Here is a 25,737-nt window from a genome sequence, read left to right on the forward strand (position 1 = left end):
GAAATGCGCCTTGCGCGTCGGCGCAGCCTATTGACGATAGGTAAACGTTCGGGAAATGGCGTTGGCCGTCATCAGAGCTGCGGCCGGACGCGATAGATTTCGAGCGGTTCGCTGGCGGCCTGCGGCAACTTCTCGAGCCAGTCCGGCGACTCACCGCGGGTCAGCGCGGCGAGGAAGCCGGCCGGCGCCGCTGCGGTCAATAGCGCGGTCTCGGCGTTGCCGCGGCATAGCGCGACAAGCCCAATCCGGTTGCTCTCGATCGTGGTCCGTGCCTGTGCCGCCGTGCCCATAAAGGCGTCGAGCGCGAGCAAGTTGCCGGTGACGTTGCGGTGATAGGGGCCGGCCAGCACGCGGTGAGGCGAGCGCGCGAGGATCGGCGCCCCGAGGTTGGAGATTGCAAGCACGGTGGTCGGCGACTGCGCAGCGAGGCGCGCGTAATCGGCAGCCCGCTCGCAACTGCTGCTCTGCAGGACGGCGGGCGCCGCCTCTCCCCAGGCAGCCGACGCTGCATGGGCAGCCACGCTCCAGGTGACGTTCAGAGAGACCAGCCAGACCAAGGCCATCCGCGGCAGAGAGTACCGGTCTGACGTCAACGCTGTGCGGTGTCGCCAGTCCCCGACCCAGACCGCGAGCGCGATGGCTGCGAGCGGCAGCGAGAAAGTGACCCCGCGCACCTGCCAAAGGCTGACGGCGAAGGCTGCGGTCAGAAATGCCAACAGTATCCATCCAGCCGCGTTGCTACGGCGGCGCAGCCGCTGACCGAGCACGATCAGCGCGAGCACCGGTGTGACGTAAAAGCCTGCGGCTTTGACCCAGTTGTCGGAGAGCACGCGCCAGAACGGCTGCGCCTCGGTTACCAGATTCAGCCAGAACTGCTGCAGCCTCGGATCAAGCCCGGCATAGGGGGCGGCGAGGCATTGCGGAAAGGCTGCCACCGCGAACGCGGCAACCGCGACAGCAAGCGCAAGCAGCGTGGTAAGCCTGCTGGCGAAGCTGCGACCGAGCGCGGGAAAGGCCGTTGCCGCCGCCAGACCTATTCCGGATATCGCCGCAACCGAGAATTGCGGGATCGAGTAGGCGTCGCAATGCGGCGAGAGCCAGTCACTGGCCGGCACGGTTGCAACGAACACGGCAAGGCCTGCGCCAGCGAGGCCGATCCCGAAACCAGCCGCCTTTGCAGATCCCTTGACAGGTCCTTTGGCGACTTCCGGCCGATCGCCCAGCAGATAGGCTACCGCGGCGGTCAGCCCGGCAACGGCGACATAAGGTAGCGTTTCCATGCCGACGGCCAGCATCGTTGCGCAGGCGACGCCTGCGGCGATCCCGGCCAGATAACTGCGTCCAATGACCAGAGCGGTGATGGCGGCGAGGCAGAGCGTGAGCTGGACATTGTGGTGGTCGATATCGCCGGGGGCAAAAACGCCGCTGAAATGGAGTGCGGCGGCGCAGATGATGAACGCCGGCATGACCGCCCAATCGTCGCCGACACCGCGCGCGATCCGCAGCAACAAAGTCAGCGCCGCTGCCATCAATGGAGTCGTCCAGGCGAACAGCGCCACCGCTTCGCCCGTCGCCAGCTTTCCGGTAATAGTGGATGCGACCAGGATGATCGCCGCGATCGGTGCATCGACGAGGCGTGACCAGTGCATCACAAAGCCGCCTGGCGGGCCCATGCGGTACTGATGCAGATCGAACCACGCCTGCCCGCCGATGAGATCGCGGATCTCGACCACGCGAAGCAGGCTGTCATTGTCCCCGTTGGCAGCGGCGAGCGTCGGAAAACCGGCCAGCGCATGCAGGCCAAGCGCCAGCAGCGCGCCCGCCAATCCAAGCATGGCATCGTCGCGCCATGTAATCGGTCGGACAGCGCTTTGGGGCGTCATGCTTTCGTCATTCGAAATTGGAGCGGGGAAAGAAGGCAATCTAAAAGGCCCGCTTTCAACAAAGCGTAAAGCATATTCCGTCTCCGCCTCTCTCGTCCGGCAATCAGCCAAATGCCATCAACGATAAAGGCCCCGGCATGCCGGGGCCTTCAAAACAACGACCTGACGCTTCGCTTACTTCAGCGAGCTCGAAATCGTGTTGAAATTGGTCGACAGCTTGCTGCCGACGCCGTTGACGGCGGTGATGATCGCGATCGCGATACCGGCGGCAATCAGACCGTATTCGATGGCGGTGGCGCCGGATTCATCCTTCACGAAACGCGAAACGAGATTCTTCATGATAACTCCTGTGTACACGTGGCTGGTCGAACTTAAGTTTGGTCTCGCCGGCGTTCTCAGCACCGTGACCATGGCGTCACCCTAGGGTGCGACAATTTCGACGCAGTTAATTCGACCATGCAAAAATGCCTGGAACTTGCTGTTCTTGCGCACAGTAAACGCCGCCTTAAGGCATTCGACAAAATGCGAGCGCGGCTTCAACTCACGTTCGTTGCTGTCGCGCGGTATCTGTCGGCTCCTTTGATTCACGGCTCCTTAAGCGCGAGCGAATACCCGTAGCGTTCTCAGATCGTACGAGGCCGTCATGTCCAGTCTGCCAATGGAAGTCATCGAAGTCATAGGCCAGACGCTGGCCAAGGTCGTTCCGGTCACGATCGCGCTGGCCCTTGTGTTCACGGTACTCTCGCATTTCTGGGCCTGCAATCCGGGCAAACCCTGGTGGCGCAAGCGCGAGCTCATCACCGACATCTGCTACTGGTTCTTCGTTCCGGTGTTCGCGCGTATCTTCCGCGTCGGGCTATTGGTGCTCGGCGCCGCGGTCGTCTTCAACATTCACGAGGTCGACGAACTGATCGCATTCTACGACAACGGCCACGGACCGCTGTCGCAGCTTCCGCTCTGGGCGCAGGCGATACTGTTCCTCGTCGCGTCCGATTTCATGCTGTACTGGCTGCACCGCATGTTTCACGGCGGCGGGTTCTGGAAATATCACGCCATCCATCATTCCTCTGAAGATCTCGAGTGGATCTCGGCGGCACGGTTTCACCCCGTCAACCTGTTCATCGGAACGATCCTGGTGGACGTCATCTTGCTGATGGCGGGCATCTCTCCCAACATCATGCTGTGGGTGGGGCCGTTCACGACCTTCCACTCCGCGTTTGTTCACGCCAACCTGAACTGGACGCTCGGACCGTTCAAATATGTCCTTGCCACGCCGGTCTTCCATCGCTGGCATCACACGTCGCTGGAAGAGGGCGGCAATACCAATTTCGCCGGCACCTTTCCGCTCTGGGACATTCTGTTCGGAACGTTTCGGATGCCGGAGAATCGGCTGCCCGAAGGCTACGGCGTCGATGATCAGGAAGTGCCTAACGAGATCGGCGGACAACTGGCCTATCCGTTTCGTCACTAGCGCCGCGGCGGCTTCGCATGAGCATTGACGTCGGGACGATCCACCGCGGGAAAGCCTTCAGCCTCAGTCACGTTCCGGCATGGCTGTGGCTCGGAATCGGCGTCTACGCGCTGGCGCTGATTAACGGCCGCACGCTTCTGGGCGATTCCGATACCTACTGGCAGATCGCAGTGGGCCAGTGGATACTCGACCACAACGCTTTTCCGCGCGTCGATTTCTATTCCTTCACCAAGGCGGGCGAGCCGTGGATTTCGTCGTCCTGGTTGTCGCAGGTATTGCTTGCCGCGAGCTATAATCTGGCCGGCTGGGCCGGGCCGATTGCGCTTGCCGCAGCCTGTATCGCCGTAACTTTTGCGATGCTGACCCGGATCCTTGGTCAGCGCATTCCGGCATTTCTCGCCATCGCCGTCACGTTGGCGGCGCTGCTGCTTTCGTTACACCATTTGCTGGCGCGCCCCCATGTGCTCGTCCTGCCGGTGATGCTGGCCTGGGCCTATGGGCTGCTGTCGGCAAGCGAGCGCGGCAGCGCGCCGTCACTCTGGTTGCTGCCGCTGATTGCGCTGTGGGCAAACCTGCATGGCGGATTTGTCTTCGGCCTCATCCTGGTCGGCGCGTGTGCGCTCGATGCGCTGTGGAATGCCGATCGGGCCCGGCACAAGACCCCGGTGCTGCGCTGGGCAGCGTTCGGCTTCGCCGCGCTGGCGGCGTGCTGCGTCACGCCCTATGGATGGGGATCGATCCTCGCGGCGCGCAAGATTCTCGATCTCGGGGAGCTGTTGCATCTCATCTACGAATGGATGCCGGCGGACTTCAGCAAATTCGGCATGTTCGAGATGTCGATCCTTGGCCTGATCGCCGGCGCGCTTTACGGCGGCGTCAAGCTGTCGCCGCCGCGGATCGCGCTGGTGCTTGGCCTGCTGCACATGGCGCTTGCCCATATCCGGAACATCGAGATCTTCGCGCTGCTGCTGCCGATCGTGGTGCTTGCGCCGGTGGCGTCGCAGTTCGCGTTGCGGCCGGCCTGGGGAGCCCGCAGCGCTGCCCCGGCGGGCGTGATGGCGGCAGTGATGCTTCTGCTCGGCGGCTGGACATGGCTGCTCGCGGCCAACACCACCTTTGCTCCGTCCGAAGGCCATTCGCCGGCCGCGGCCGTCGAGGCGCTGAAGGCGCATCATCCCAAGCGGGTTCTCAATGATCTCCCGTTCGGCGGCTACCTGATCTGGCGGCAGATCCCCGTTTTCGTCGACGGCCGCGCCGAGCTTTACGGCGAAGCGTTCGACATGGCGTACTACCGGGCCCTCCAGCTCAAGGACGTCAACCAGTTTGTCGACATTCTCAAGACCTGGGACATCGACGCCGTGCTCTTGACGCCGCGCACCCCGGCGGTCGGCCTGCTCGACAATATCGGCGGCTGGCGGCGCGCCTATGCCGACGAGACCGCGGTGCTGCACGTTCGCACCGCCAACTGACCCGGCCGATCTTTCGGATGCAAACTGGCGGCGAGGCAGGGATTCTGGTACGTCGGTCGAAATGAACCTGCCGATCGAAGTCGTCGAGATGCTGGGCCAGACGCTGGCCAAGGTGGTGCCGGTCACGATCACGCTGGCGCTATTGTTCTCGCTGCTTTCGCATTTCTGGGCCTGCAATCCGGGCCGGCCTTGGTGGCGCAAGCGCGAGCTCGTCACCGACATCTGCTACTGGTTTCTGGTGCCGCTGTTCGCGCGCGTGTTTCGCATCGGGCTACTGGTGCTCGGCGCGGCGCTGCTGTTTGGAATTCGCGACGCCGACGGGCTGATCGCCTTCTACGACAACGGCCATGGCCCGTTGTCGCAACTGCCGTTGTGGCTGCAGGCGATCCTGTTTCTCGTTGCAGCCGATTTCATGATGTACTGGCTGCACCGCATGTTCCATGGCGGCGGCTTCTGGAAATACCACGCCATCCACCACTCATCGGAAGATGTGGACTGGATATCGGCCGCGCGCTTTCACCCCGTCAACCTGCTGCTCGGTACCATCGGGGTCGACGTCGCGCTGCTGATCGCCGGCATTTCGCCGGGCGTGATGCTGTGGCTTGGGCCGTTCAACATCTTCCATTCGGCGTTCGTTCACGCCAATCTTAATTGGACGCTTGGGCCGCTGAGATACGTGGTGGCGACGCCGGTGTTCCACCGCTGGCACCACACCGCCCGCGAGGAGGGCGGCGACAGCAATTTCGCGGGCACCTTTCCGCTCTGGGATATCCTGTTCGGGACCTTCCGGATGCCGCAAGACCGCCTGCCGGATCAGTACGGCGTGGATGATCAGGTTTCGTTTCCCCGCGAAATCATTGGGCAACTGGCCTATCCGTTCCGCAAATAGCCGGTGGCGGATTTCTTGCCAGCATCGCCGCGCCTATTTGCCCTTTGTTCATGAATTGTCGTCAGATTCACCTTTGTCGGGCGCCGGTTCCGCTGCGTATCGCCATTGCCGGCTTGTTGATGCCCCGGGGTATAGTATGTCGTTCAAGTTCCAGCGTATTGGATTGCGTTCCCTCGCTGCAGGAATCCTGCTGTGGCCGGCCGTCTGCCTGGCCGCGCCCGATCCGGACCGCATCGCCGTCTATGTCGATCAGGCAAAGCTCGTGAAGCTTCCCGCGAAGGTCTCCACCATCGTGGTCGGAAATCCGCTGATCGCAGACGTGACGCTGCAGAGCGGCGGCATCGTCGTCGTCACAGGCAAGGGCTACGGCGCGACCAATTTCATCGCCATGGACCGCAACGGCGAAGTGCTGGTGGACCGCCAGATTCAGGTTGAAGGCCCGACCGATCAACTCGTCACCGTCTACCGCGGCGTCGAACGGGAATCCTATAGCTGCATGCCGATCTGCCAGCGCCGCGTCACGCTCGGCGACGGCGATGGCTACTTCAAGTCCGCAATCGATCAGGCCGGCTCACTCTCCAGCCAGGCTGCGGGCTCCGCGGCAGGTGGCAGCAAGTAGACCCGATTGCGCAGAACCCACGGGCGTTGCGCGGCAGGGTTAAGATCCGGCTAACGGAACGGGTCGGTCCGGCGGGATCGGCCGAAACAATTCAACAATCAGTTTCCGATAGGCTTTCGCGGCAATTCCCCTCGCGTTCTGAGGTTCGTTCGATGCCGCCCTCCACCGTTTCCAAGACAAACATCCTGCGCCGGTTTCGCCGTAACCGAAGGGGCTCGGCTGCCGTCGAATTCGCGCTGGTTGCGCCGCTATTCTTCGGCGTTCTGTTCGCGATCATCGAATTGGCGCTGGTGTTCTTTGCCAGCCAGATCCTCGAATCCGTGACGCAGGATACGGCGCGCTTGATCATGACCGGCCAGGCGCAGAACGCCTCCTACACCCAGGCGCAGTTCAAGAACGCCGTTTGCGCCAAGCTCATCGTGATGTTCGATTGCGTGAACGGCATTTCGATCGACGTGAAGAACTACCCGTCGTTCGCCACCGTCGACGTCGCCGATCCGATCGATGCAGAAAAAAAATTCGTTCCTCCCAACAACTATCTCCCCGGCGGCCCCGGCGACATCGTCGTTGTGCGGCTGTTCTACAAATGGCCGCTGTTCGTCACCGGGTTCGGCTTCAACATCGCCAATATCGGTACCAACGAGCGGCTGTTGACTGCGACTGCCGCGTTCCAGAATGAACCTTACTAGGGCAGGTCAAAGGCAATGAAACCGATGAAGGCAATCTGGCTTCGTGTGCGCGGCCGGCCGTTTGAACTGCTTTCCAACAACAGCGGCCTCGCTGCGGTCGAGTTCGCCATGATCATCCCGATCATGGCAATGCTGCTGATCGGAACCTACGAAATGTCGACCGGCGTCGCGATCGACCGCAAGGTGACGATCATGACGCGCACGTTGTCGGACCTGACGTCACAGAACGCCGCGGTCACCGATACGCAATTGACCAACTTTTTCAGCGCCAGCAAGGCGATCATGACGCCCTACTCGTCGGCCGAGGTGCAGGGCACGATCACGGAACTCTGGATAGATCCGAGCACGCTGAAGGCGCGGGTGCAGTGGAGCAAGGGCACCGAATTGCATAACAAGGGCGACATCATCGAAGTCCCGCAAGCGCTCAAGATCGCCGGTACCTACCTGATCTTCAGCGAGGTCAAGTACGTCTACAAACCGAGCGTTGCCTGGTTCATCAACAAGGAGACCGGCATCACGCTGAGCGACATCTCTTACACGCGTCCGCGCCAGAGCCTTTGCGTGGTCTATCCGGCGCCCGCGCCAGGCGCGACTATGCCCCCCTGTCCAAAGGAGTAACGCCAAGCATCGCATGAAGGATCGCATCAAGCATGGCATGGCGATCGCCGCTGCAGGCGGTTGGATCGTTTAGTATTCGCATAGTTCAAATAGAAAGGCCGCGCCATCGGCGCGGCCTTTTGCTTTATTAAGCTGATTTGTTCAGCGGCGATCTCCGGGACGCAAGTCGCATACGCCCCGAAAAACCGCTTATCCGGCGGCGCGCAGATTGTCGGCCGAAGATTTGCCAGAGCGGCGATCTGCCACGATTTCGTAGGAGATCTTCTGGCCTTCACGCAGCGTTCCGAGGCCGGCACGCTCGACCGCGCTGATGTGCACGAACACGTCATTGCCGCCGTCATCCGGCTGGATGAAGCCATAGCCCTTAGTTGCGTTAAACCACTTCACGGTTCCCATGCTCACTGGGGTAGTCCCTTCTCAGATATACAAGTCGTAGCCCACCTCTCGACGGGCTGGTGAGATCGAATTTTTGGAAGGGTCGTCAGCGTCTAAACCGGCTATACCGGTGGATAGCTAATGTCGTCCGGCCGAAAATCGATGCTTAATATTATTCGATTGCATCGTTCAAAACAATCCTGACGTGCACAAATTTTGATTCGGCGGGCCAGCCGCCCGCATTCGCGCACGATAGCAGCGTATCGGGCGCGTTTTCGCTTATCGTTAAGGGTTCATTTACCGACGGCGGAACTGTCCGCCGCGCGGCGGCGCGCCTCGCGGCGCGCCGGATGATGGTGGACGCTCGTCCTTGTGACGGAAGATCAGGCGTCCTTTCTCCAGATCGTAAGGTGACATTTCAATCGTTACCCGATCGCCTGCGAGCGTCTTGATCCGGTTCTTCTTCATCTTGCCTGCGGTATAGGCAACAATCTCGTGTCCGGCATCGAGCTGCACACGATAGCGTGCGTCGGGGAGGATTTCGGTCACCAGTCCTTCGAACTGGATCAGCTCTTCTTTAGCCATGGTGGTCTCCAGGTCGATCGAGGCTAGCGCTGCGGTCGGTGGCTGCGGTTCGGTTGATTATTCGGACGGCTCTCGCGATGCAAGAAGGCGACGCCTTGAATGCCTTCGCTATGGCCGGCCTGGCCCTTGCCGCCCTGCTGCGCCGAACGCGGCTGCTCATGCCGGCTCGGCTGCGACGGCGCATTATTACCACCACCGCGGCGACGTCGGCGAGGGCCTTTTCCGGCTTGCGCCGGTTCATTGGAACGGCCGCCATGGGCGCGAGGCGCGGACCGCCCGTTCCGGTGCTGAGCAGAGTGATGCGGGGCTGCCGGCGCGGCGTCGCGGCTCCCCGGCGTGCGCCGGTCTTCCCGCGGCAGTGCGATGCGGATCAGCCGCTCGATGTCGCGCAGATATCCCATTTCCTCGGCACCCGCGATCAGCGAGATGGCAACGCCCTCGGCGCCGGCGCGGGCGGTGCGGCCGATCCGGTGGACATAGGTTTCAGGCACGTTGGGCAGATCGAAATTCACGACATGGCTGATGCCGTCAACGTCGATGCCGCGGGCGGCGATGTCGGTGGCGACCAGGGTGCGGATCTCGCCGGAGCGGAACGCTGCCAGCACGCGTTCCCGGTGGTTCTGCGACTTGTTGCCGTGGATGGCATTGGCTTCGATGCCGGCCTTGGCCAGCACCTTCACCACCTTGTCGGCGCCGTGCTTGGTGCGGGTGAACACCAGCGCGCGGTCGACCGCCTCCTGCTTCAGAAGCTGGGCCAGCACGGCCGGCTTGGCCGCGAAATCGACCTGGATGATGCGCTGGGCGATTCGGTCGGCGGTCGAGGCCACCGGCGTCACCGCCACGCGGGCGGGGTCGCGCAGCATCGATTCGGCGAGTTCCGCGATGTCCTTCGGCATGGTGGCCGAGAAGAACAGCGTCTGCCGCTTGATCGGGAGTTTCGCGACAACTTTGCGGATGTCGTTGATGAAGCCCATGTCGAGCATGCGGTCGGCTTCATCGAGCACGAGGAACTCGACCTGGTTGAGCTTCAACCCGTTGCTCTGGACAAGATCGAGCAGCCGGCCGGGGGTTGCCACCATCACCTCGACGCCCTGCATCACCGAGCGGACCTGGCGGCCCATCGGCACGCCACCGATTGCCAGCGCCGAGGTCAGGCGGATGTGGCGGCCATAGGCGTTGAAACTGTCGAGGATCTGGCCGGACAACTCGCGGGTCGGCGACAGCACCAGCACACGGCAACTCTTCGGCTGCGGCCGGATGCGGTTCTCCAGAATCCGGTGCAGGATCGGCAGCGCAAATGCCGCGGTCTTGCCGGTGCCGGTCTGGGCGATGCCGACGACGTCACGGCCGGTCAATGCGATGGGGATGGTCTGAGCCTGGATGGGCGTGGGCGTGTGGTAGTTCTCTTCCTTGAGCGCACGCGAGATGGGATCGGCAAGGCCGAAATCCTGAAATGAGGTCAAAAGAGGGGTTCTTTCCATTAAAAAAGGCAGGCGCCCGGCTTCCATGGCCAGGAGCGCGCGAGGGTGTCTGAGACACCCGCGTGTTTGGGGCGTCGGTTTTGCTAGCTGAAGGGGGCAAGCCAGAAACCGCAAAACGGGATCAGAACACGCGGCTCGCAGGAACCTGATGATTCTCTAGGTCACGTGGATCATATGGAGCAGTCCCGCCGCGCTTTCAAGGTAAAATCCTGCATACATCTCCGGCGCGGTTAAGAAATGACGGAATATCCGTGACTTATGGGCCGCATTGATGCTCGCTTGCGCATTTCGGCGACCAATTTTCGTGCAAGAAAATTAGACAAATTGCCTCTTTTGCCTAACAAAAGGACAGTCTGCCCGTATAGCATACATTTTTTCGGTCTAAATAATAGGCAGTTCTCTTGTCTCGGGCCAGCGGTTCGAGCGATTTCTCTAGCGATTCGATTGGCTTAACTCGTTTGCGGACCGTGGCATGGTTCTTGCGATTCCGTTAACCGCAGGCGGCCGTGGGGCCGTTCGCAGCGTTTCACGCCTGCGTCAGGGAGATGACATTTCATGCTTACAAAATTGACTCGCGATATAGCGACGCTGAGCCGCCGCCGCTGGCTGGCGGCCACCGCCGGCCTGGTTTTGGGTCTGGCTGCGTTCTCGAACGCCAAAGCAGCGGACGACACCATCAAGGTCGGCGTACTGCATTCGCTCTCCGGCACCATGGCCATCAGCGAAACTACGCTGAAGGACACGATTCTCTTCCTGATCGACGAGCAGAACAAGAAGGGCGGCGTGCTCGGTAAGAAGCTCGAAGCCGTCGTGGTCGACCCCGCCTCGAACTGGCCGCTGTTTGCCGAAAAGGCCCGCGAACTGATCACCAAGGACAAGGTTTCGGTGGTGTTCGGCTGCTGGACCTCGGTGTCGCGCAAGTCGGTGCTCCCGGTGTTCAAGGAGCTGAACTCGATCCTGTTCTATCCCGTGCAATACGAGGGTGAGGAGAGCGAGCGCAACGTGTTCTACACCGGTGCTGCGCCGAACCAGCAGGCGATTCCCGCCGTCGACTATTTGATGAAGGACGAGAAGGTGAAGCGCTGGGTGCTGGCCGGCACCGACTATGTCTATCCGCGCACCACCAACAAGATCCTCGAAGCCTACTTGAAGTCGAAGGGCGTCAAGCAGGAAGATATCATGATCAACTATACGCCGTTCGGTCATTCCGACTGGCAGACGATCGTGGCCGACATCAAGAAGTTCGGCTCGGCCGGTAAGAAGACCGCGGTGGTCTCCACCATCAACGGCGATGCCAACGTTCCCTTCTACAAGGAACTGGGCAACCAGGGCATCAAGGCGACCGACATTCCGGTTGTCGCGTTCTCGGTCGGCGAAGAAGAGCTCGCCGGTATCGATACCAAGCCGCTGCTCGGCCATCTCGCCGCCTGGAACTACTTCCAGTCGATCAAGACGCCCGAGAACGACAAGTTCATCAAGGCCTGGCAGGCCTACACCAAGAATCCGAAGCGCGTGACCAACGACCCGATGGAGGCACACGTCATCGGTTTCGAAATGTGGGTCAAGGCGGTCGAGAAGGTGAAGTCGACCGATGCGGACAAGGTGATTGACGCTCTCCCGGGCATCGAAGCCAAGAACCTGACCGGCGGCACCTCCAAGATGCTTCCGAACCATCACATCACCAAGCCGGTGTTCATTGGCGAAATCAAAGCCAACGGCCAATTCGACGTGGTGTGGAAGACCCCGGGCCTTGTCGCGGGCGACGCCTGGTCGAAGGAGCTCGAGGGCTCCAAGGACCTGATCGGCGACTGGGTCGGCAAGAAGTGCGGCAACTACAACACCAAGACCAACAAGTGCGGCGGCCAGGGATCCTGATCCCTGTCTGACCTGCAACGATAACTTCCAAGAGCTCTAACAAGAGAACTACAAGATCGGAGAAGGCGGCGCTGCCGCCGCCTTCTCCCCACACTCCTGCCGGGGTCGTATCGTGTTTGCCACTTTACTTGATCGTCTTCGCGCGCTCCTGCTCGCGATCCTGTTGGCTGCGGCCTTCGCGCTGCCGGCGTTGGCCGAACCGTTCGAGGACGCGGTCGCCAAATTCGCCAATGACGATTTTTCCGATACCGATGAGGCGATCGGCGCGGTCGCGACCTCGGGCAATCCGCTGGCATTTCCCATCATCAGCGCGCTGCAGGACGGTCGGCTGTCGGCCGATCCCGATACCAAGAAGGTTTTCGTCACCGGTGCCGACGGCAAGATCATCGATGCCGCAACCGGCGAGGCCGTCGACAAGCTGCCCGATAATGCCGCCGCCGTCCGCCTCAACAATCGCCTGCGCCGTGCCGTCGAGGCTGCGCTCGGCGGCCTGACGCTGTTATCGCCGGATCCGGCCAAGCGGATCGCGGCGGCGCAATCGGTCTTCAGGAGCCACGACGAGAGTGCGCTCGCTACGATCGACGGCGCGCTGGCCAAGGAGACCAACAAGGCGGTCAAGACGGCGTTCACTGAAGCCCGCGCCGCCATCCTGCTGTACAAGGCTGACGCCGCCGAAGTCGAAAAGCTCGAATCCGTCGCCATCGTCAAGGCGCGCGGCGACCAGGAGGCGATGGCCTTGCTCACGGGCCTGGGCAGCGACCTGCCGCCCAATGTCGCGCGCGCTGTGACAAGCGCGATGGCCTCGATTCAGAGCAATCTTGCGATGTGGTCGATGGTGCAGAACGCCTGGTACGGCCTGTCGCTGGGCTCGGTGCTGCTGCTTGCCGCAATCGGCCTTGCCATCACCTTCGGCGTGATGGGCGTCATCAACATGGCCCATGGCGAAATGGTGATGTTGGGCGCCTACACCACCTTTGTGGTGCAGGAAGTCATTCGCAGCCGCTATCCCGGCCTGTTCGACTATTCGTTGCTGATCGCGGTGCCGCTGGCATTCCTCGTTGCCGGCGCTGTCGGCGTCGCCATCGAGCGCGGCATCATCCGCTTTCTCTACGGCCGCCCGCTGGAAACACTGCTTGCGACCTGGGGCCTGTCGCTGGTGCTGCAGCAGGCCGTACGCACCATGTTCGGCCCGACCAACCGCGAGGTCGGCAACCCCGCCTGGATGAGCGGCGCGTTCGAGCTCGGGCAGATCACCATCACCTACAATCGGCTCTGGATCCTCTGCTTCACGCTGGCCGTTTTCGTCATCCTGCTCGCCATGCTGCGCTACACCGCACTTGGGCTCGAGATGCGCGCAGTGACGCAGAACCGCCGGATGGCGGCATCGATGGGTATCGCCACCTCGCGCGTCGATGCGCTGACCTTCGGCCTCGGCTCCGGCATTGCCGGCATCGCAGGCGTGGCGCTGTCGCAGATCGACAATGTCAGCCCCAATCTCGGCCAGAGCTACATCATCGACAGCTTCATGGTGGTCGTGTTCGGCGGCGTCGGTAATCTCTGGGGCACGCTGGTCGGCGCCTTCACGCTCGGCATTGCCAACAAGTTCCTGGAGCCGGTCGCCGGCGCCGTCCTCGGCAAGATCGCCATTCTGGTGCTGATCATCCTCTTCATACAGAAGCGTCCGCGCGGCCTGTTCGCGCTGAAGGGCCGGGCGGTGGAAGCATGATGGCGGTATCAGCAACAAGCGCGTGTCGAGGCTCCCTTACCTCTCCCGCTTGCGGGGGAGCTCGCAGCGCATCGAAGATGCGATGCGGGTGGGAGCTCTCTCCACACGAGCAGCGTCATTCGTGGCGACGCCCCCACCCCGGCCCTCCCCCGCAAGCGGGAGAGGGAGTACGCCGATGACACCGCACGTGCTGACGCGCTCGCTCGATCGCAGCGCTTCCATCTTCATCCTGGTCGTCGCCGGCCTCGGCGTGCTGATCCCGCTGTCCAATCTGCTGCTGCCGGCGGGTTCGGCGCTGCAGGTGCCGACCTATCTGGTCGCGCTGTTCGGCAAGTACGCCTGCTACGCTATTCTGGCGCTCTCGATCGACCTGATCTGGGGCTATTGCGGCATTCTCTCGCTCGGCCATGGCGCGTTCTTCGCGCTCGGCGGCTACGCGATGGGCATGTATCTGATGCGCCAGATCGGCAGCCGCGGCGTCTACGGCAACCCGATCCTGCCTGACTTCATGGTGTTCCTGAACTATCCGAAACTGCCGTGGTACTGGCACGGCTTCGACATGTTCTGGTTCGCAGCGCTGATGGTCATTGTTGTTCCCGGCCTGCTGGCATTCTGCTTCGGCTGGCTGGCGTTCCGCTCCCGCGTCACCGGCGTCTATCTGTCGATCATCACGCAGGCGATGACCTATGCGCTGCTGCTGGCATTCTTCCGCAACGATTTCGGCTTCGGCGGCAACAACGGCCTGACCGATTTCAAGGACATCCTCGGCTTCAATGTGCAGGCTGACGGCACCCGGGCCGCCCTGTTCGCGCTGAGTTGCCTCGCCTTGATTCTCGCGTTCCTGATCTGCCGGGCGGTGGTCACGTCAAAACTCGGCAAGGTATTGGTCGCGATCCGCGATGCCGAATCGCGCACGCGCTTCCTCGGCTATCGCGTCGAATCCTACAAGCTGTTCGTGTTCACGCTGTCGGCCTGCATGGCCGGCGTTGCCGGTGCGCTCTACGTGCCGCAGGTAGGCATCATCAATCCGAGCGAATTCGCACCGGGCAATTCGATCGAGGCGGTGATCTGGGTCGCCGTCGGCGGCCGCGGCACGCTGGTTGGCGCTGCGCTCGGCGCTGTCGTCGTCAACTACGCCAAGACTTACTTCACCTCGGGCCCGCTGGCGCCGTACTGGCTGTTCATGCTTGGCGCGCTGTTCATCCTGGTGACGCTATTGCTGCCGAAGGGCATCGTCGGCACCTTCAATGCCTGGCGGGAGTCGCAGAAGGAAACCCAGGTGGCCAATGCCGAAAGTGCCGCGCTCGAAGACGGCGTCGGCGAACCGAAGCCCGCGGAGTGAGTCCATGAGTGTGATGGAGGGAAGAACCACTTCGGCGCTGCTCTATCTCGACGGCGTGCACGTCTCGTTCGACGGCTTTCACGCCATCAACAATTTGTCGCTGACCCTTGAGGCCGGCGAGATGCGCGCCGTCATCGGCCCGAACGGCGCCGGCAAGACCACGATGATGGACATCATCACCGGCAAGACCAAGCCCGACGAGGGCACGGTGCTGTTCGACGGCATGACCGATCTGACGCGGCTGGATGAGACCCATATCGCCGAACTCGGCATCGGCCGCAAATTCCAGAAGCCGACGGTGTTCGAGAGCCAGACCATCGAGGACAATCTGTTGCTGGCCCTCAACGTCGATCACAGCGTCAAGGGCACACTGTTCTGGCGCGGCAACAGGGATGAATCCGAGCGAATCGATCGCGTGCTCGAAACCATCCGGCTAACCGATGCACGCAACCGGCTCGCCGGAAGCCTGTCGCACGGCCAGAAGCAGTGGCTGGAGATCGGCATGCTGCTGGCACAGGACCCAAAACTGCTGCTGGTCGACGAACCGGTCGCCGGCATGACCGACGTCGAGACCCATCAGACCGCGGAGCTCCTGAAGGCGATCAACAAGGAAAAGACGGTTATGGTCGTCGAGCACGACATGACCTTCGTGCGCGAGCTCGGTGTCAAGGTAACCTGCCTGCATGAAGGCACCGTGCTGGCGGAGGGGACTATCGATCAGGTCTCGTCTAATGAACGGGTGATCGAGGTTTATCTGGGAAGATAGGCGAATGGCGAGTAGCGAATGGAAAATCTCTTCAAGCTATTCGCTACTCGCGAAAGGCTAGCGATGCTGGACGTAAAGAACATCAGCCTCTACTACGGCGCAGCGCAAGCGCTGCGCGGCGTCTCGCTGTCGGCGGAGCCGGGAAAGGTGACCTGCGTGCTCGGCCGTAACGGCGTCGGCAAGACTTCGCTGCTGCGCGCGCTCGTCGGCCAGTATCCGATCGCGGATGGCTCGATCACGCTCGACGGCAACGACATCACCGGCCTCAAGCCGTATGAGCGCGCGCGACGCGGCATCGGTTTCGTGCCGCAGGGCCGCGAGATCTTTCCGCTGCTCACGGTGGAGGAAAATCTCAAGACCGGCTTCGGGCCGCTCAAGCGCGACGACCGCTATATCCCCGACGACGTGTTCTCGCTGTTTCCGGTGCTGAACACGATGCTCGGCCGGCGCGGCGGCGACCTCTCCGGCGGGCAACAACAGCAATTGGCGATCGGCCGGGCGCTGGTGATGCGGCCGAAATTATTGCTGTTGGATGAGCCGACCGAGGGCATCCAGCCCTCGATCATCAAGGATATCGGCCGCGCGATCTCCTACCTGCGCAGCCTCGGCAATATCGCAATCGTGCTGGTCGAACAATATCTCGACTTTGCCTGCGAGCTCGGCGACAATTTCGCGGTGATGGACCGCGGCGCGGTGAAATACGCCTGCGACCGCGCCAACCTCGATCCCGCCGAGATCAGCCGCCAGATGGCGCTGTAAGGCGGCGTCGAGCGTTGCGCTGGGGGACGGATGCGGACCGATAGCACGCGCACGGCGTCAGCTACCTTCGCGGCCAACCGCGCCCAAGGCACGGTGAAGTTCGACGTGCACCTGCAGGATGGCGTCACGCGGCGCGGAAGCCTGCATGAGTCCGGCTCGTTGCGCGTGCGTTTTCCCTCGCCTGAGGGCGAAGGTCTGTCCGGCGTTTTCGTCAACACCGCAGGCGGCATTGCCGGCGGCGACCGTTTTGACATCGGCATCAGGGCAGGCGAGGACGCGCGGCTGACGCTGACGACAGCGGCCGCGGAAAAGGTCTATCGCGCGTCTGGTCCCGCGGCTGAACTCACTATTGCGCTGAAAGCGGAAGCTGGCGCGCATCTCGCCTGGCTGCCGCAGGAGACCATCCTGTTCGACCGGGCACGAATATCTCGCCGCATCGATATCGACCTGGCCGAGGACGCCTCGCTTCTGCTCTGCGAAATCGTCGTGTTCGGTCGCGCGGCGATGGGTGAAAAAATGCTGTACGGCGAGTTCGTCGATCGCTGGCGCCTGCGCCGCGGCGGCAGGCTGGTCTTTGCGGAGACCATCCGCCTCGATGGCGAGATCGGCGCAAAATTGGCGCGGCGCGCGATCGCTGCGGGCGGTGCCGCGATCGGCACCGCGCTAGTCCTCCCCGGCGACGAGGCGGTGGTCGAACGGATGCGCGCAGCGTCGGAGGCGTTCGGCGGCGAGGTCGGCATTTCCTCTTGGAATGGATTTGCAATGGCGCGCTTCTGTGCCCAAGATGCCGCCCGGCTGCGCGCCGACATGATGACGGTGCTCGGCCGCGCCAGCGGCGTATCGCTTCCAAGGCTGTGGCTCAACTAGATACAATCACCAGAGTGCTCGCATGAATCTTTCTCCCCGCGAAAAGGACAAGCTGTTGATCTCGATGGCGGCCATGGTGGCGCGCCGGCGGTTGGAGCGCGGCGTCAAGCTCAACCACCCCGAGGCGGTCGCCATCATCTCCGATTTCATCGTCGAGGGCGCGCGCGACGGCCGCACCGTCGCCGAACTGATGCAGGCCGGCGCGCAGGTGCTGACCCGCGCGCAGGTGATGGAGGGCATCCCCGAGATGATTCACGACATCCAGGTCGAAGCGACATTTCCCGACGGCACCAAGCTCGTCACCGTGCACGAGCCAATCCGGTGAAGCGCACACGAACCATCAACACCGTCATGCCCAGGCTTGTCCCGGGCATCCACGTCTTTCTTTTCTGAGGCCGCAAAGACGTGGATGGCCGGGCCAAGCCCGGCCATGACGGAGCAGGTAATACGAGGTACCCAGACATGATCCCCGGCGAACTCTTCATCAAGGACGGCGAGATCGAGCTCAATGCCGGCCGCAAGACCGTGACGCTCACCGTCGCCAACGCCGGCGACCGTCCGATCCAGGTCGGCTCGCACTACCATTTCTTCGAAACCAACCCCGCATTGAAATTCGACCGCAAAAAATCCCGCGGCATGCGCCTCGACATTGCCGCCGGCACCGCCGTCCGCTTCGAGCCGGGCCAGATCCGCGACGTACAACTCGTCGCGCTGGCGGGCAAGCGCACCATCTACGGCTTCCGCGGCGACGTGATGGGCAAGCTGTGATTTACAGGAACGCACAGTGATCTGCGGTGAGGTGAGCGCGCTGCCAGGGCTCCTTCTCCTTGCGGGCTAGGGTTGGGGAGAGGGGTATCCGCGAGTCATGATCTATCGATTTCCGATTTCTCTATCGATTTCCGATTTCGCCAACAACGAGCGACAAGGCTGGAGCCTGATATGTCCGTGAAAATCAAACGTTCGGTCTATGCCGACATGTTCGGCCCGACCACCGGCGACAAGGTGCGGCTGGCCGACACCGATCTCATCATCGAGGTGGAAAAGGATTTCACCGTCTATGGCGAGGAGGTGAAGTTCGGTGGCGGCAAGGTGATCCGCGACGGCATGGGGCAGTCGCAGGCGACCAACCGACAAGGCGCGGCCGATACCGTCATCACCAACGCGCTGATCGTCGATCACTGGGGCATCGTCAAGGCCGACGTCGCGATCAAGGAAGGTATGATCGCCGCGATCGGCAAGGCCGGCAATCCCGATATCCAGCCCGGCGTCACCATCGTGATCGGCCCCGGCACCGACGTGATCGCGGGCGAGGGCAAAATCCTCACCGCCGGCGGATTCGACAGCCACATCCATTTCATCTGCCCGCAGCAGATCGAGCACGCGCTGATGTCCGGCGTCACCTCGATGTTAGGGGGCGGCACCGGGCCGTCGCACGGCACCTTTGCCACCACCTGCACGCCAGGCCCGTGGCACATGGGCCGGATGATCCAGTCGTTCGACGCCTTTCCGGTCAATCTCGGCATTTCAGGCAAGGGCAACGCCGCGCGGCCAGCTGCGCTGGTCGAGATGATCAAGGCTGGCGCCTGTGCACTGAAGCTGCACGAGGACTGGGGCACCACGCCCGCCGCGATCGACAACTGCCTTGCGGTGGCCGACGATTACGACATCCAGGTGATGCTGCATTCCGACACGCTGAATGAATCCGGCTTCGTCGAGGACACGGTAAAGGCCTTCAAGGGTCGCACCATCCATGCCTTCCACACCGAGGGCGCCGGCGGTGGCCATGCGCCCGACATCATCAAGATTGCGGGCCTGAAGAACGTGCTGCCGTCCTCGACCAACCCGACGCGCCCGTTCACGCGCAATACCATCGACGAGCATCTCGACATGCTGATGGTGTGCCACCATCTCGACCCCTCGATCGCGGAGGATCTGGCGTTCGCCGAGAGTCGCATCCGCAAAGAAACCATCGCGGCGGAAGACATTCTGCACGATCTCGGCGCGCTCTCGATGATGTCGTCGGATTCGCAGGCGATGGGCCGGTTAGGCGAAGTCATCATCCGCACCTGGCAGACCGCCGACAAGATGAAGAAGCAACGTGGCGCACTGCCCGAGGACAAGGGCAGCGACAACGACAATTTCCGCGTCAAGCGCTACATCGCCAAATACACCATCAACCCCGCGATCGCGCATGGCGTGTCGAAGCTGATTGGATCAATCGAGAAAGGCAAGCTCGCCGACCTCGTGCTGTGGTCGCCGGTGTTCTTCGGCGTCAAGCCGGACTGCATCATCAAGGGCGGCTCGATCGTGGCGGCGCCGATGGGCGATCCCAACGCCTCGATCCCGACGCCGCAGCCGGTGCATTACCAGCCGATGTTCGCCGCCTTCGGCAGGTCGCTGACCGCCTCCTCGGTGGTGTTCACGTCAAAGGCCGCGATTACCGGCGGCCTGGCGCGCAAGCTCGGCATCAGCAAGCAGCTCTACCCGGTGAAAAACACCCGCGGCGGCATTTCCAAGAAGAGCATGATCCATAACGGCGCCACTCCGAAAATCGAGGTCGATGCCGAGACCTATGAGGTGCGCGCAGACGGCGAGCTTCTGACATGCGCGCCGGCCGAGGTCCTGCCCATGGCGCAGCGGTATTTCATGTTCTAAAGCGCGATCAGCAAAAGTGGATTCCGGTTTTGCGTCCGATCGCGCTTCTGAGCTAAGGTCGATCCCGGAACTTTGGCCAGAACAAGACTCCGGGAGGATCTAGTGATTTACGTCGTTGCCACGCTGACCGTGAAGCCCGAAACGCGCGCCGAATTCATCGCGGCCGCCACCGCCTGCATCAAGGAAACCCGCAAAGAGCCGGGCAACATCGCCTATGACCTGCACGAAAGCGTCACCGATCCGTCCAAGATGGTGTTCGTCGAGCAGTGGGAAAACATGGAAGCGCTGGGGCCGCACCGGACTGCCGAGCACATGAAGGCCTTCGGCCGTGTCGCCGTCAAATGCATGACGGCGCCGCCGAAGATCGAATACATCACGCCTGCGAAGGTCGAAACCCGCTAACGACAAGTTATGAACTCATGATCCGCGCGACCAAAGTCCTCGGTCAGCATCGCTGGATGCAATCCGCCGCCGATACCGTCGTGCTCGATTTCGACGACCGGCACCGGCGGCGAATGGCGATGACGGGGACGCGCGGGCTCGAATTCCTGCTCGATCTGGAAAACGCCGTTGCGCTGCGCGGCGGTGACGCGCTGGTGCTGGAGGACGGCCGGCTGATCGAGGTGGTCGCGGCCGCCGAGTCCCTGATCGAGATCCGCGGCGCCGATCCGCTGCATCTGGTTCGCATCGCCTGGCATCTCGGCAACCGTCACCTGCCGACCCAGATCATGCCGAAGGGCCTGCGCATCCGCCGCGACCACGTCATCGAGGCGATGGTGAAGGGGCTCGGCGCGCGCATCCTCGAGATCGAGGCGCCGTTCGATCCCGAGGGCGGGGCGTATGCGCAGGCTTCGCATGACCATGCCGCGCACGAACACGGGCATCATCACTATCACGGCGATGACCACCATCATCACGACGAGCATTGCGACCACGATCACCATCACCACGATCATTCCCATGCTCATGACCACAAGTGAGCCGGTTGCAGACGACGCGCATGGCGGGATGACCGCGCAGGAATCCGCTGCGCTCTACCGGCTGATGACCTGGCTGTCGCCGTCCTTTCCGGTCGGCGCATTTTCCTATTCCAGCGGCATCGAATGGGCGGTGGAGGCGGGCGATATCACGGACGCCGCGTCGCTGCGCGACTGGCTCGCCGCGATGCTCGGCGACGGCTCAGGCTTCTGCGATGCCGTGTTCCTGGCGCAGGCGCACCGCGCCGCATCCGCGCAGGACACCATCGTCCTGCGCGAGATTGCCGAACTCGCGGCCGCCTTCGTGGCTTCGCGCGAGCGTCAGCTCGAGACCGCGATGCAGGGCCGCGCTTTCATCGAGATCGCACGCGCGGCCTGGGGCTGCGACGGGCTCGACAACCTGGTGACCGCCTGCGGCGGCGATACGGTCTATCCGGTCGCGGTCGGCGTCGTAAGCGCCGCCCACGCCGTGCCGCTGGCGCCGGCGCTGCATGCCTTCCTGCACGCCGTCGTGTCGAACTGGATTTCCGCTGGCGCCCGCCTCGTGCCGCTCGGACAGACCGACAGCCAGCGCATTCTTGCTGGCCTGGAGGCCGACGTCGCCGCTACCGCGGCGCGCGCGCGCGCATCGTCCCTCGACGATCTCGGCAGCGCCACATTCCGCGCTGATCTCGCCGGCCTCCGCCACGAGACGCAATACACGCGGCTGTTCAGGTCATGATGCGGCACACTCTCCCGTCATCCCTGCGAACGCAGGGACCCATAACCACAAATGTTCGTGGTTATGCCGGGCTGGAGATTGCTACAACAATTGAATTCGGTGGTTATCGATCCCTCAGGTCGCAGGGACGACAGAACGGAAAGAGTGCGTAACATGGCAACCTCTCACGGCCCTCTCCGCATCGGCGTCGGCGGCCCCGTCGGCTCCGGCAAGACCGCGCTGATGGACCTGCTCTGCAAGTCGATGCGCGAGCGCTACGACATCGCCGCGATCACCAACGACATCTATACCAAGTGGGATGCAGAGTTTCTGGTGCGCTCGGGCTCACTGACGCCGGATCGCATCGCCGGCGTCGAGACCGGCGGCTGTCCGCACACCGCGATCCGCGAGGACGCTTCGATGAACCTGGCGGCGGTCGCCGACATGCGCGCGAAGTTTCCCGATCTCGATCTGGTGCTGATCGAGTCCGGCGGCGACAATCTCGCCGCGACGTTTTCGCCCGAACTCGCCGATCTCACGATCTACGTGATCGACGTCGCCGCCGGCGACAAGATCCCCTCCAAGGGCGGGCCGGGAATCACCCGCTCGGACCTGCTCGTGATCAACAAGATCGACCTCGCGCCTTACGTCGGCGCGTCCCTGGAGAAGATGGAAACCGACGCGAAAAGGATGCGCGGCGAGCGGCCGTTCGTGATGACCAATTTGAAGAAGAGCGAGGGGCTCGACCGCATCATCGGCTTCATCGAGACTAAGGGCGGCCTGCGTCCGGCGGCGAAGGCCCGGTAGGCTGAGGCTCCCTCGCCCCGTAAATGAGGAGGAGCGGAAGACCGCCAGCGCCGGGCAGCCGGAACGACCATGGGGCCGGTGAGCGGCGCGTTAACATTAATATCGGGCCCGCCGCGCGGGAACCAAATCGGCGCTCTCAGCTTATCATCTTCTGGCCCCGCCAACTCAGCGTTAGCGGCGGCCTGCGTTGTTGCCCGCTGCCAACCTCTCGGTTGCGTGCTGATGATCGCTCCGTCATATTCGCTGCGGTTGGCCGTCGCGTCATTGCCAATGTATCTCTGCCAACGTGTCTTTGCTCCGGCAGGCCGAAAAGATGCTTCCAATACGTCTTCGCCAACACGTCATTTCTGAGTAAGCGAGTGGTTCGGCTGGGCTTCATTATCGGCTTTATCGCGCTGATCGGAGTTCTGCTCTCCGGTCTTGCGGCCTATCGCGTCCACGACCAGGAACTGGCGCTTGACGGTATCGCGCTCGCCCGCGCCATCGATGTTCACGCGAGCCTCGTGCAGGATCGGTTGACTGAGCGCGAATTGCTCGCACGCGTTGCATCCGGCTTGTTTCGGGCACCCTCGGTGGTGAAGGCCAATATGCTGCAGCCGCTGCGCTCGGCGATCTACGCGTTCAAGACCGATTTCGTGGTCGCATCCTGGATCGCGCGGCTCAAGCCGGGCGATCTGGCCGCAGCGCAGGCGGAGCTGAAGAGCGCCGGCTTCACCAATCCGACCATTCGCGACTTCAACGACAAGCCGCTCGACATCAAGACGATCGACAAGCCGCTCGACGTTCTGATGGATCTCGAACCGCGCACTGCCGATACGCTGGGTTTTCCGGGCCGCGCCTATGACCGTCATTCGGTGATCGGGCCGATGCTGGCGCAGGCGGTGGCCGGCAAGCCGGTGGCGTCGGACCCGATTCCGCTTCTGCAGTTGAACGGGCCTATCGGCATCGTGCTGGCGTCCGCCATTTTGAAGGAGGGCAGCGCGGAGCCGGTCGGCTTTGTCACCTTTTCCTACGAGCTGGCGCCCTTGATGCTGACCAATGACGACCGCTCGCTGTTTTCGGTGGTGCTAAAGGACCCCGATGACGCCAGCGACGAATACGTCGCCAACGAGCAGGGTGTCGTCACCTTGCGGGAGGTGAAGCAAGGCGATCCGTTGCCGTCGGTAGTGCGCACGGTGACGTTCGGCGGCCGCGACTGGTCGCTGGGCTACTATGCCAAGAACAACGCCGCCCAGCGCGCGCAGCAGACGGCAATCGTGGTCGCGGCCATCGGGCTCGCGCTCACCGGCATCATTTGCGGCCTGTTTGGCTATGTCGCCTACAACAATCTGCGGCTCAGCCGCGAGATTCAGGTCCGCATCGGGTTCGAGCGGCGGCTGACCGCCGTCATCGACGAGCTCAACCACCGGGTCAAGAACATTCTCGCCGTGATCCAGTCGATCGTCACGCGCACACTGCGCCACGGCTCCGACATGGATGTGTCGCGCGATCTCCTGATCGGCCGAATCCATGCGATGTCGAACGTGGTGACGCTGCTCAGCGAAAGCCAGTGGCAGGGCGTCAAGCTAAGGGGCCTGTTCGAATCGCGCGCGATCCCGCATGCCGACCGCATCGTGGTGAACGGCCCGGATATCGCGGTAAGCGCGCGCGCCGCGCAATCGCTGTCGCTGTTGTTCTTCGAGCTGGCCTCGCATTCCGACGAGGGCCTGTCGCTGGTCGGCAAGCATCCGCACATCGTTGCGAACTGGGAAGTCACTGGCGAGGAGCCGGACACAATCTTTCATTTCCGCTGGGAGGAGTTCAACACCAGTTCTGCGACGCGGCGGGAGGACAGTGATTTCGGCCTCATCCTGCTCGACCGCGTCGCGCCGGAAGCGCTCGGTGGCACTGCGAAGCGCTACTTCACCGACGTCAGCTACGTCTACGAGCTCACCGCGCCGATGGCCACCGTCGTCGACATGACCGAGCGCGATCGCACCGGCGAGATTTCCGCGCCGGTGCGACCGGTGCGGTGACGCTTCTTCAAGCTCTCCCGCTTGCGGGTAATGGACGGGGAGAGGGAGAGGACATGCCGGAACGCCGCCACCTCGCCAGCATTTAATCTCCATCAAGCCCGCTACGAACAACCAAAACAAAAAGGCGGCCGCTGTGGCCGCCTTTTCCGTATCACGTCGATCGCCGCATTCACCCGCCATTGCCGCCGATCACGGCGCGCACGGTCTCGTCTGGTCCGAAATCCTCGGCGCCTTCGACATAGAGCAGCGCGGAGAGTTTCGAGCGCGCGCGGTTGACGCGGCTCTTGATGGTGCCGACCGCGCAGCCGCAGATGGCGGCGGCGTCCTCATAGGAGAAGCCGGAGGCGCCGACCAGGATCAACGCTTCGCGCTGGTCCTGCGGCAGCTTGTCGAGCGCTGCGCGAAATTCCTCGAATTCCAGATGCGCGCCCTGCGCCGGCTGGGTCTTCAGGGTTTTCGCATAATTGCCCTCGGCATCCTCCACCTCGCGCCGCCGCTTCCGGTAGTCCGAGCGAAACAGGTTGCGCAGAATCGTGAACAACCAGGCCGGCAGGTTCGAGCCGGGCTGGAACGAGTCGATGTTGGCTATGGCGCGCAGCAACGTTTCCTGGACCAGGTCGTCCGCACGATCACCATTGCCGGAGAGCGAAATCGCGAACGCGCGCAGGCTAGGTACCGACGCCAAAATGTCGTCGCGAAGAGAGTCTGTGAGAGGCATTAGTCCCTCCCGTCTTTGTCGTCGATTTGGGCCGCCGCCGCCTCCGGCCCGTCGAGCTTTCGGATCAACTCCGCAAAGCGGTCCGGCACGCCCTGTCGGACCACGTCATCGTACATGGCACGGAGCTGGTGGCCGATTCTGGATTGAATCTCGGCGTTGAGCCCGCCCTGCTTTTTTACTTCCTTCATGGTCTGATCCACGCTTCCCCGAGAGTTAATTCTCTGTGTTTTCAAGAGGTTACCTCGAAATTGGGCATTGGCCGCCGGTTTTATTGGTCAAAGGCTAATGCGAATATGTGCGGAAGGTTCCGAATTCTGGGAACTTTTTCAGGAACTTTTTTGCCCCCCGGGAGTAGTCGAGGGCACAGGGGAACCGGGGTCCCCCCGCCGACCTAAAATTGGCGCCCGACGCGGCGCTTCTGGTTACGCCCGCCCGGCTGAGACCCTACGTA

At 62.6% G+C, this 25,737-nt stretch carries 27 protein-coding genes; 20 read left to right on the top strand and 7 right to left on the bottom strand.

What is annotated here, in order from left to right:
• Positions 1 to 71 precede the first annotated feature (71 nt).
• Both HCN50_RS11010 and HCN50_RS11015 read right to left on the bottom strand, forming a co-directional pair.
• Positions 72 to 1,835, bottom strand: coding sequence for a GtrA family protein (locus HCN50_RS11010; RefSeq protein WP_235976887.1), 1,764 nt, complete (start codon positions 1,833 to 1,835; stop codon positions 72 to 74).
• 222 nt (positions 1,836 to 2,057) lie between these two features.
• Positions 2,058 to 2,222: a Flp family type IVb pilin gene (locus HCN50_RS11015; RefSeq protein WP_171709665.1), complete on the bottom strand. Its 165-nt coding sequence runs from the start codon at positions 2,220 to 2,222 to the stop codon at positions 2,058 to 2,060.
• 304 nt (positions 2,223 to 2,526) lie between these two features.
• Here HCN50_RS11015 and HCN50_RS11020 point away from each other — a divergent pair, with 304 nt between their 5' ends.
• The 6 genes from HCN50_RS11020 to HCN50_RS11045 all read left to right on the top strand — a co-directional run bounded on the left by HCN50_RS11020 (position 2,527) and on the right by HCN50_RS11045 (position 7,638).
• Complete coding sequence (locus tag HCN50_RS11020) at positions 2,527 to 3,354, top strand: sterol desaturase family protein (protein ID WP_171709666.1); 828 nt, start codon at positions 2,527 to 2,529, stop codon at positions 3,352 to 3,354.
• Positions 3,355 to 3,371: 17 nt separating this feature from the next.
• Positions 3,372 to 4,823, top strand: a complete 1,452-nt coding sequence (locus HCN50_RS11025; RefSeq protein ID WP_171709667.1) for a hypothetical protein — start codon at positions 3,372 to 3,374, stop codon at positions 4,821 to 4,823.
• A 61-nt stretch (positions 4,824 to 4,884) separates the two neighbouring features.
• Positions 4,885 to 5,712 carry a sterol desaturase family protein gene (locus tag HCN50_RS11030; RefSeq protein WP_171709668.1) on the top strand — a complete coding sequence of 276 codons (828 nt, stop codon included), beginning with the start codon at positions 4,885 to 4,887 and terminating at the stop codon, positions 5,710 to 5,712.
• A 136-nt stretch (positions 5,713 to 5,848) separates the two neighbouring features.
• Entirely contained in the window at positions 5,849 to 6,331 is a 483-nt protein-coding gene (locus HCN50_RS11035) for a pilus assembly protein N-terminal domain-containing protein (RefSeq protein WP_171709669.1), read from the top strand.
• Positions 6,332 to 6,483: 152 nt separating this feature from the next.
• Positions 6,484 to 7,020: a TadE/TadG family type IV pilus assembly protein gene (locus HCN50_RS11040; protein WP_171709670.1), complete on the top strand. Its 537-nt coding sequence runs from the start codon at positions 6,484 to 6,486 to the stop codon at positions 7,018 to 7,020.
• Between the two features lie 24 nt (positions 7,021 to 7,044).
• Complete coding sequence (locus HCN50_RS11045; RefSeq protein ID WP_235976888.1) at positions 7,045 to 7,638, top strand: TadE/TadG family type IV pilus assembly protein; 594 nt, start codon at positions 7,045 to 7,047, stop codon at positions 7,636 to 7,638.
• Between the two features lie 189 nt (positions 7,639 to 7,827).
• Here HCN50_RS11045 and HCN50_RS11050 read toward each other — a convergent pair whose 3' ends face one another.
• The 3 genes from HCN50_RS11050 to HCN50_RS11060 form a co-directional block, all read right to left on the bottom strand.
• Positions 7,828 to 8,040 (bottom strand): cold-shock protein, encoded by a 213-nt coding sequence (locus HCN50_RS11050; RefSeq protein ID WP_002714433.1) that lies wholly within the window; start codon positions 8,038 to 8,040, stop codon positions 7,828 to 7,830.
• 270 nt (positions 8,041 to 8,310) lie between these two features.
• The gene (gene infA / locus HCN50_RS11055; RefSeq protein WP_171709672.1) at positions 8,311 to 8,598 is read right to left on the bottom strand and encodes a translation initiation factor IF-1; all 288 of its coding nucleotides are present in this window, start codon (positions 8,596 to 8,598) and stop codon (positions 8,311 to 8,313) included.
• A gap of 23 nt (positions 8,599 to 8,621) precedes the next feature.
• A complete protein-coding gene (locus HCN50_RS11060; RefSeq protein WP_171709673.1) occupies positions 8,622 to 10,079 on the bottom strand; it encodes a DEAD/DEAH box helicase in 1,458 nt (485 codons plus the stop codon).
• A 555-nt stretch (positions 10,080 to 10,634) separates the two neighbouring features.
• Here HCN50_RS11060 and urtA point away from each other — a divergent pair.
• From urtA to HCN50_RS11130, 14 genes are all read left to right on the top strand, one after another.
• Positions 10,635 to 11,954 carry an urea ABC transporter substrate-binding protein gene (urtA, locus tag HCN50_RS11065; RefSeq protein WP_171709674.1) on the top strand — a complete coding sequence of 440 codons (1,320 nt, stop codon included), beginning with the start codon at positions 10,635 to 10,637 and terminating at the stop codon, positions 11,952 to 11,954.
• A gap of 112 nt (positions 11,955 to 12,066) precedes the next feature.
• The gene (gene urtB, locus HCN50_RS11070) at positions 12,067 to 13,680 is read left to right on the top strand and encodes an urea ABC transporter permease subunit UrtB (protein WP_171709675.1); all 1,614 of its coding nucleotides are present in this window, start codon (positions 12,067 to 12,069) and stop codon (positions 13,678 to 13,680) included.
• 175 nt (positions 13,681 to 13,855) lie between these two features.
• Positions 13,856 to 15,022 carry an urea ABC transporter permease subunit UrtC gene (gene urtC / locus HCN50_RS11075; protein WP_171709676.1) on the top strand — a complete coding sequence of 389 codons (1,167 nt, stop codon included), beginning with the start codon at positions 13,856 to 13,858 and terminating at the stop codon, positions 15,020 to 15,022.
• A gap of 4 nt (positions 15,023 to 15,026) precedes the next feature.
• Positions 15,027 to 15,788 carry an urea ABC transporter ATP-binding protein UrtD gene (gene urtD / locus HCN50_RS11080; protein ID WP_171709677.1) on the top strand — a complete coding sequence of 254 codons (762 nt, stop codon included), beginning with the start codon at positions 15,027 to 15,029 and terminating at the stop codon, positions 15,786 to 15,788.
• 63 nt (positions 15,789 to 15,851) lie between these two features.
• Positions 15,852 to 16,547: an urea ABC transporter ATP-binding subunit UrtE gene (gene urtE / locus HCN50_RS11085; protein WP_171709678.1), complete on the top strand. Its 696-nt coding sequence runs from the start codon at positions 15,852 to 15,854 to the stop codon at positions 16,545 to 16,547.
• A 30-nt stretch (positions 16,548 to 16,577) separates the two neighbouring features.
• Positions 16,578 to 17,414 carry an urease accessory protein UreD gene (locus tag HCN50_RS11090; protein WP_171709679.1) on the top strand — a complete coding sequence of 279 codons (837 nt, stop codon included), beginning with the start codon at positions 16,578 to 16,580 and terminating at the stop codon, positions 17,412 to 17,414.
• A gap of 22 nt (positions 17,415 to 17,436) precedes the next feature.
• Complete coding sequence (locus HCN50_RS11095) at positions 17,437 to 17,739, top strand: urease subunit gamma (RefSeq protein ID WP_171709680.1); 303 nt, start codon at positions 17,437 to 17,439, stop codon at positions 17,737 to 17,739.
• Positions 17,740 to 17,876: 137 nt separating this feature from the next.
• The gene (locus HCN50_RS11100; protein WP_171709681.1) at positions 17,877 to 18,182 is read left to right on the top strand and encodes an urease subunit beta; all 306 of its coding nucleotides are present in this window, start codon (positions 17,877 to 17,879) and stop codon (positions 18,180 to 18,182) included.
• 171 nt (positions 18,183 to 18,353) lie between these two features.
• Complete coding sequence (gene ureC / locus HCN50_RS11105; RefSeq protein WP_171709682.1) at positions 18,354 to 20,069, top strand: urease subunit alpha; 1,716 nt, start codon at positions 18,354 to 18,356, stop codon at positions 20,067 to 20,069.
• Positions 20,070 to 20,171: 102 nt separating this feature from the next.
• The gene (locus tag HCN50_RS11110) at positions 20,172 to 20,471 is read left to right on the top strand and encodes a putative quinol monooxygenase (RefSeq protein WP_171709683.1); all 300 of its coding nucleotides are present in this window, start codon (positions 20,172 to 20,174) and stop codon (positions 20,469 to 20,471) included.
• 17 nt (positions 20,472 to 20,488) lie between these two features.
• Positions 20,489 to 21,049 (top strand): urease accessory protein UreE, encoded by a 561-nt coding sequence (locus tag HCN50_RS11115; protein WP_171709684.1) that lies wholly within the window; start codon positions 20,489 to 20,491, stop codon positions 21,047 to 21,049.
• On the top strand, positions 21,030 to 21,767 hold the full coding sequence (locus HCN50_RS11120) for an urease accessory protein UreF (protein ID WP_171709983.1): 738 nt from the start codon (positions 21,030 to 21,032) through the stop codon (positions 21,765 to 21,767). Before HCN50_RS11115 ends, HCN50_RS11120 begins: the two co-directional genes overlap by 20 nt.
• A 153-nt stretch (positions 21,768 to 21,920) precedes the next feature.
• Positions 21,921 to 22,553: an urease accessory protein UreG gene (gene ureG, locus HCN50_RS11125; RefSeq protein ID WP_171709685.1), complete on the top strand. Its 633-nt coding sequence runs from the start codon at positions 21,921 to 21,923 to the stop codon at positions 22,551 to 22,553.
• A 359-nt stretch (positions 22,554 to 22,912) separates the two neighbouring features.
• Positions 22,913 to 24,568, top strand: coding sequence for a CHASE domain-containing protein (locus HCN50_RS11130; protein WP_171709686.1), 1,656 nt, complete (start codon positions 22,913 to 22,915; stop codon positions 24,566 to 24,568).
• A gap of 169 nt (positions 24,569 to 24,737) precedes the next feature.
• Here the strand turns inward: HCN50_RS11130 and HCN50_RS11135 are convergent, their stop codons facing one another.
• Both HCN50_RS11135 and HCN50_RS11140 read right to left on the bottom strand, forming a co-directional pair.
• Positions 24,738 to 25,286 carry a sigma-70 family RNA polymerase sigma factor gene (locus tag HCN50_RS11135; protein WP_171709687.1) on the bottom strand — a complete coding sequence of 183 codons (549 nt, stop codon included), beginning with the start codon at positions 25,284 to 25,286 and terminating at the stop codon, positions 24,738 to 24,740.
• Positions 25,286 to 25,474, bottom strand: coding sequence for a NepR family anti-sigma factor (locus HCN50_RS11140; protein WP_171709688.1), 189 nt, complete (start codon positions 25,472 to 25,474; stop codon positions 25,286 to 25,288). The genes HCN50_RS11135 and HCN50_RS11140 overlap by 1 nt, the downstream gene beginning before the upstream one ends.
• Between the last annotated feature and the right edge of the window lie 263 nt (positions 25,475 to 25,737).

Origin of the sequence: Bradyrhizobium archetypum (assembly GCF_013114835.1) — a bacterium.
GTDB classification, from domain to species: Bacteria; Pseudomonadota; Alphaproteobacteria; order Rhizobiales; family Xanthobacteraceae; genus Bradyrhizobium; species Bradyrhizobium archetypum.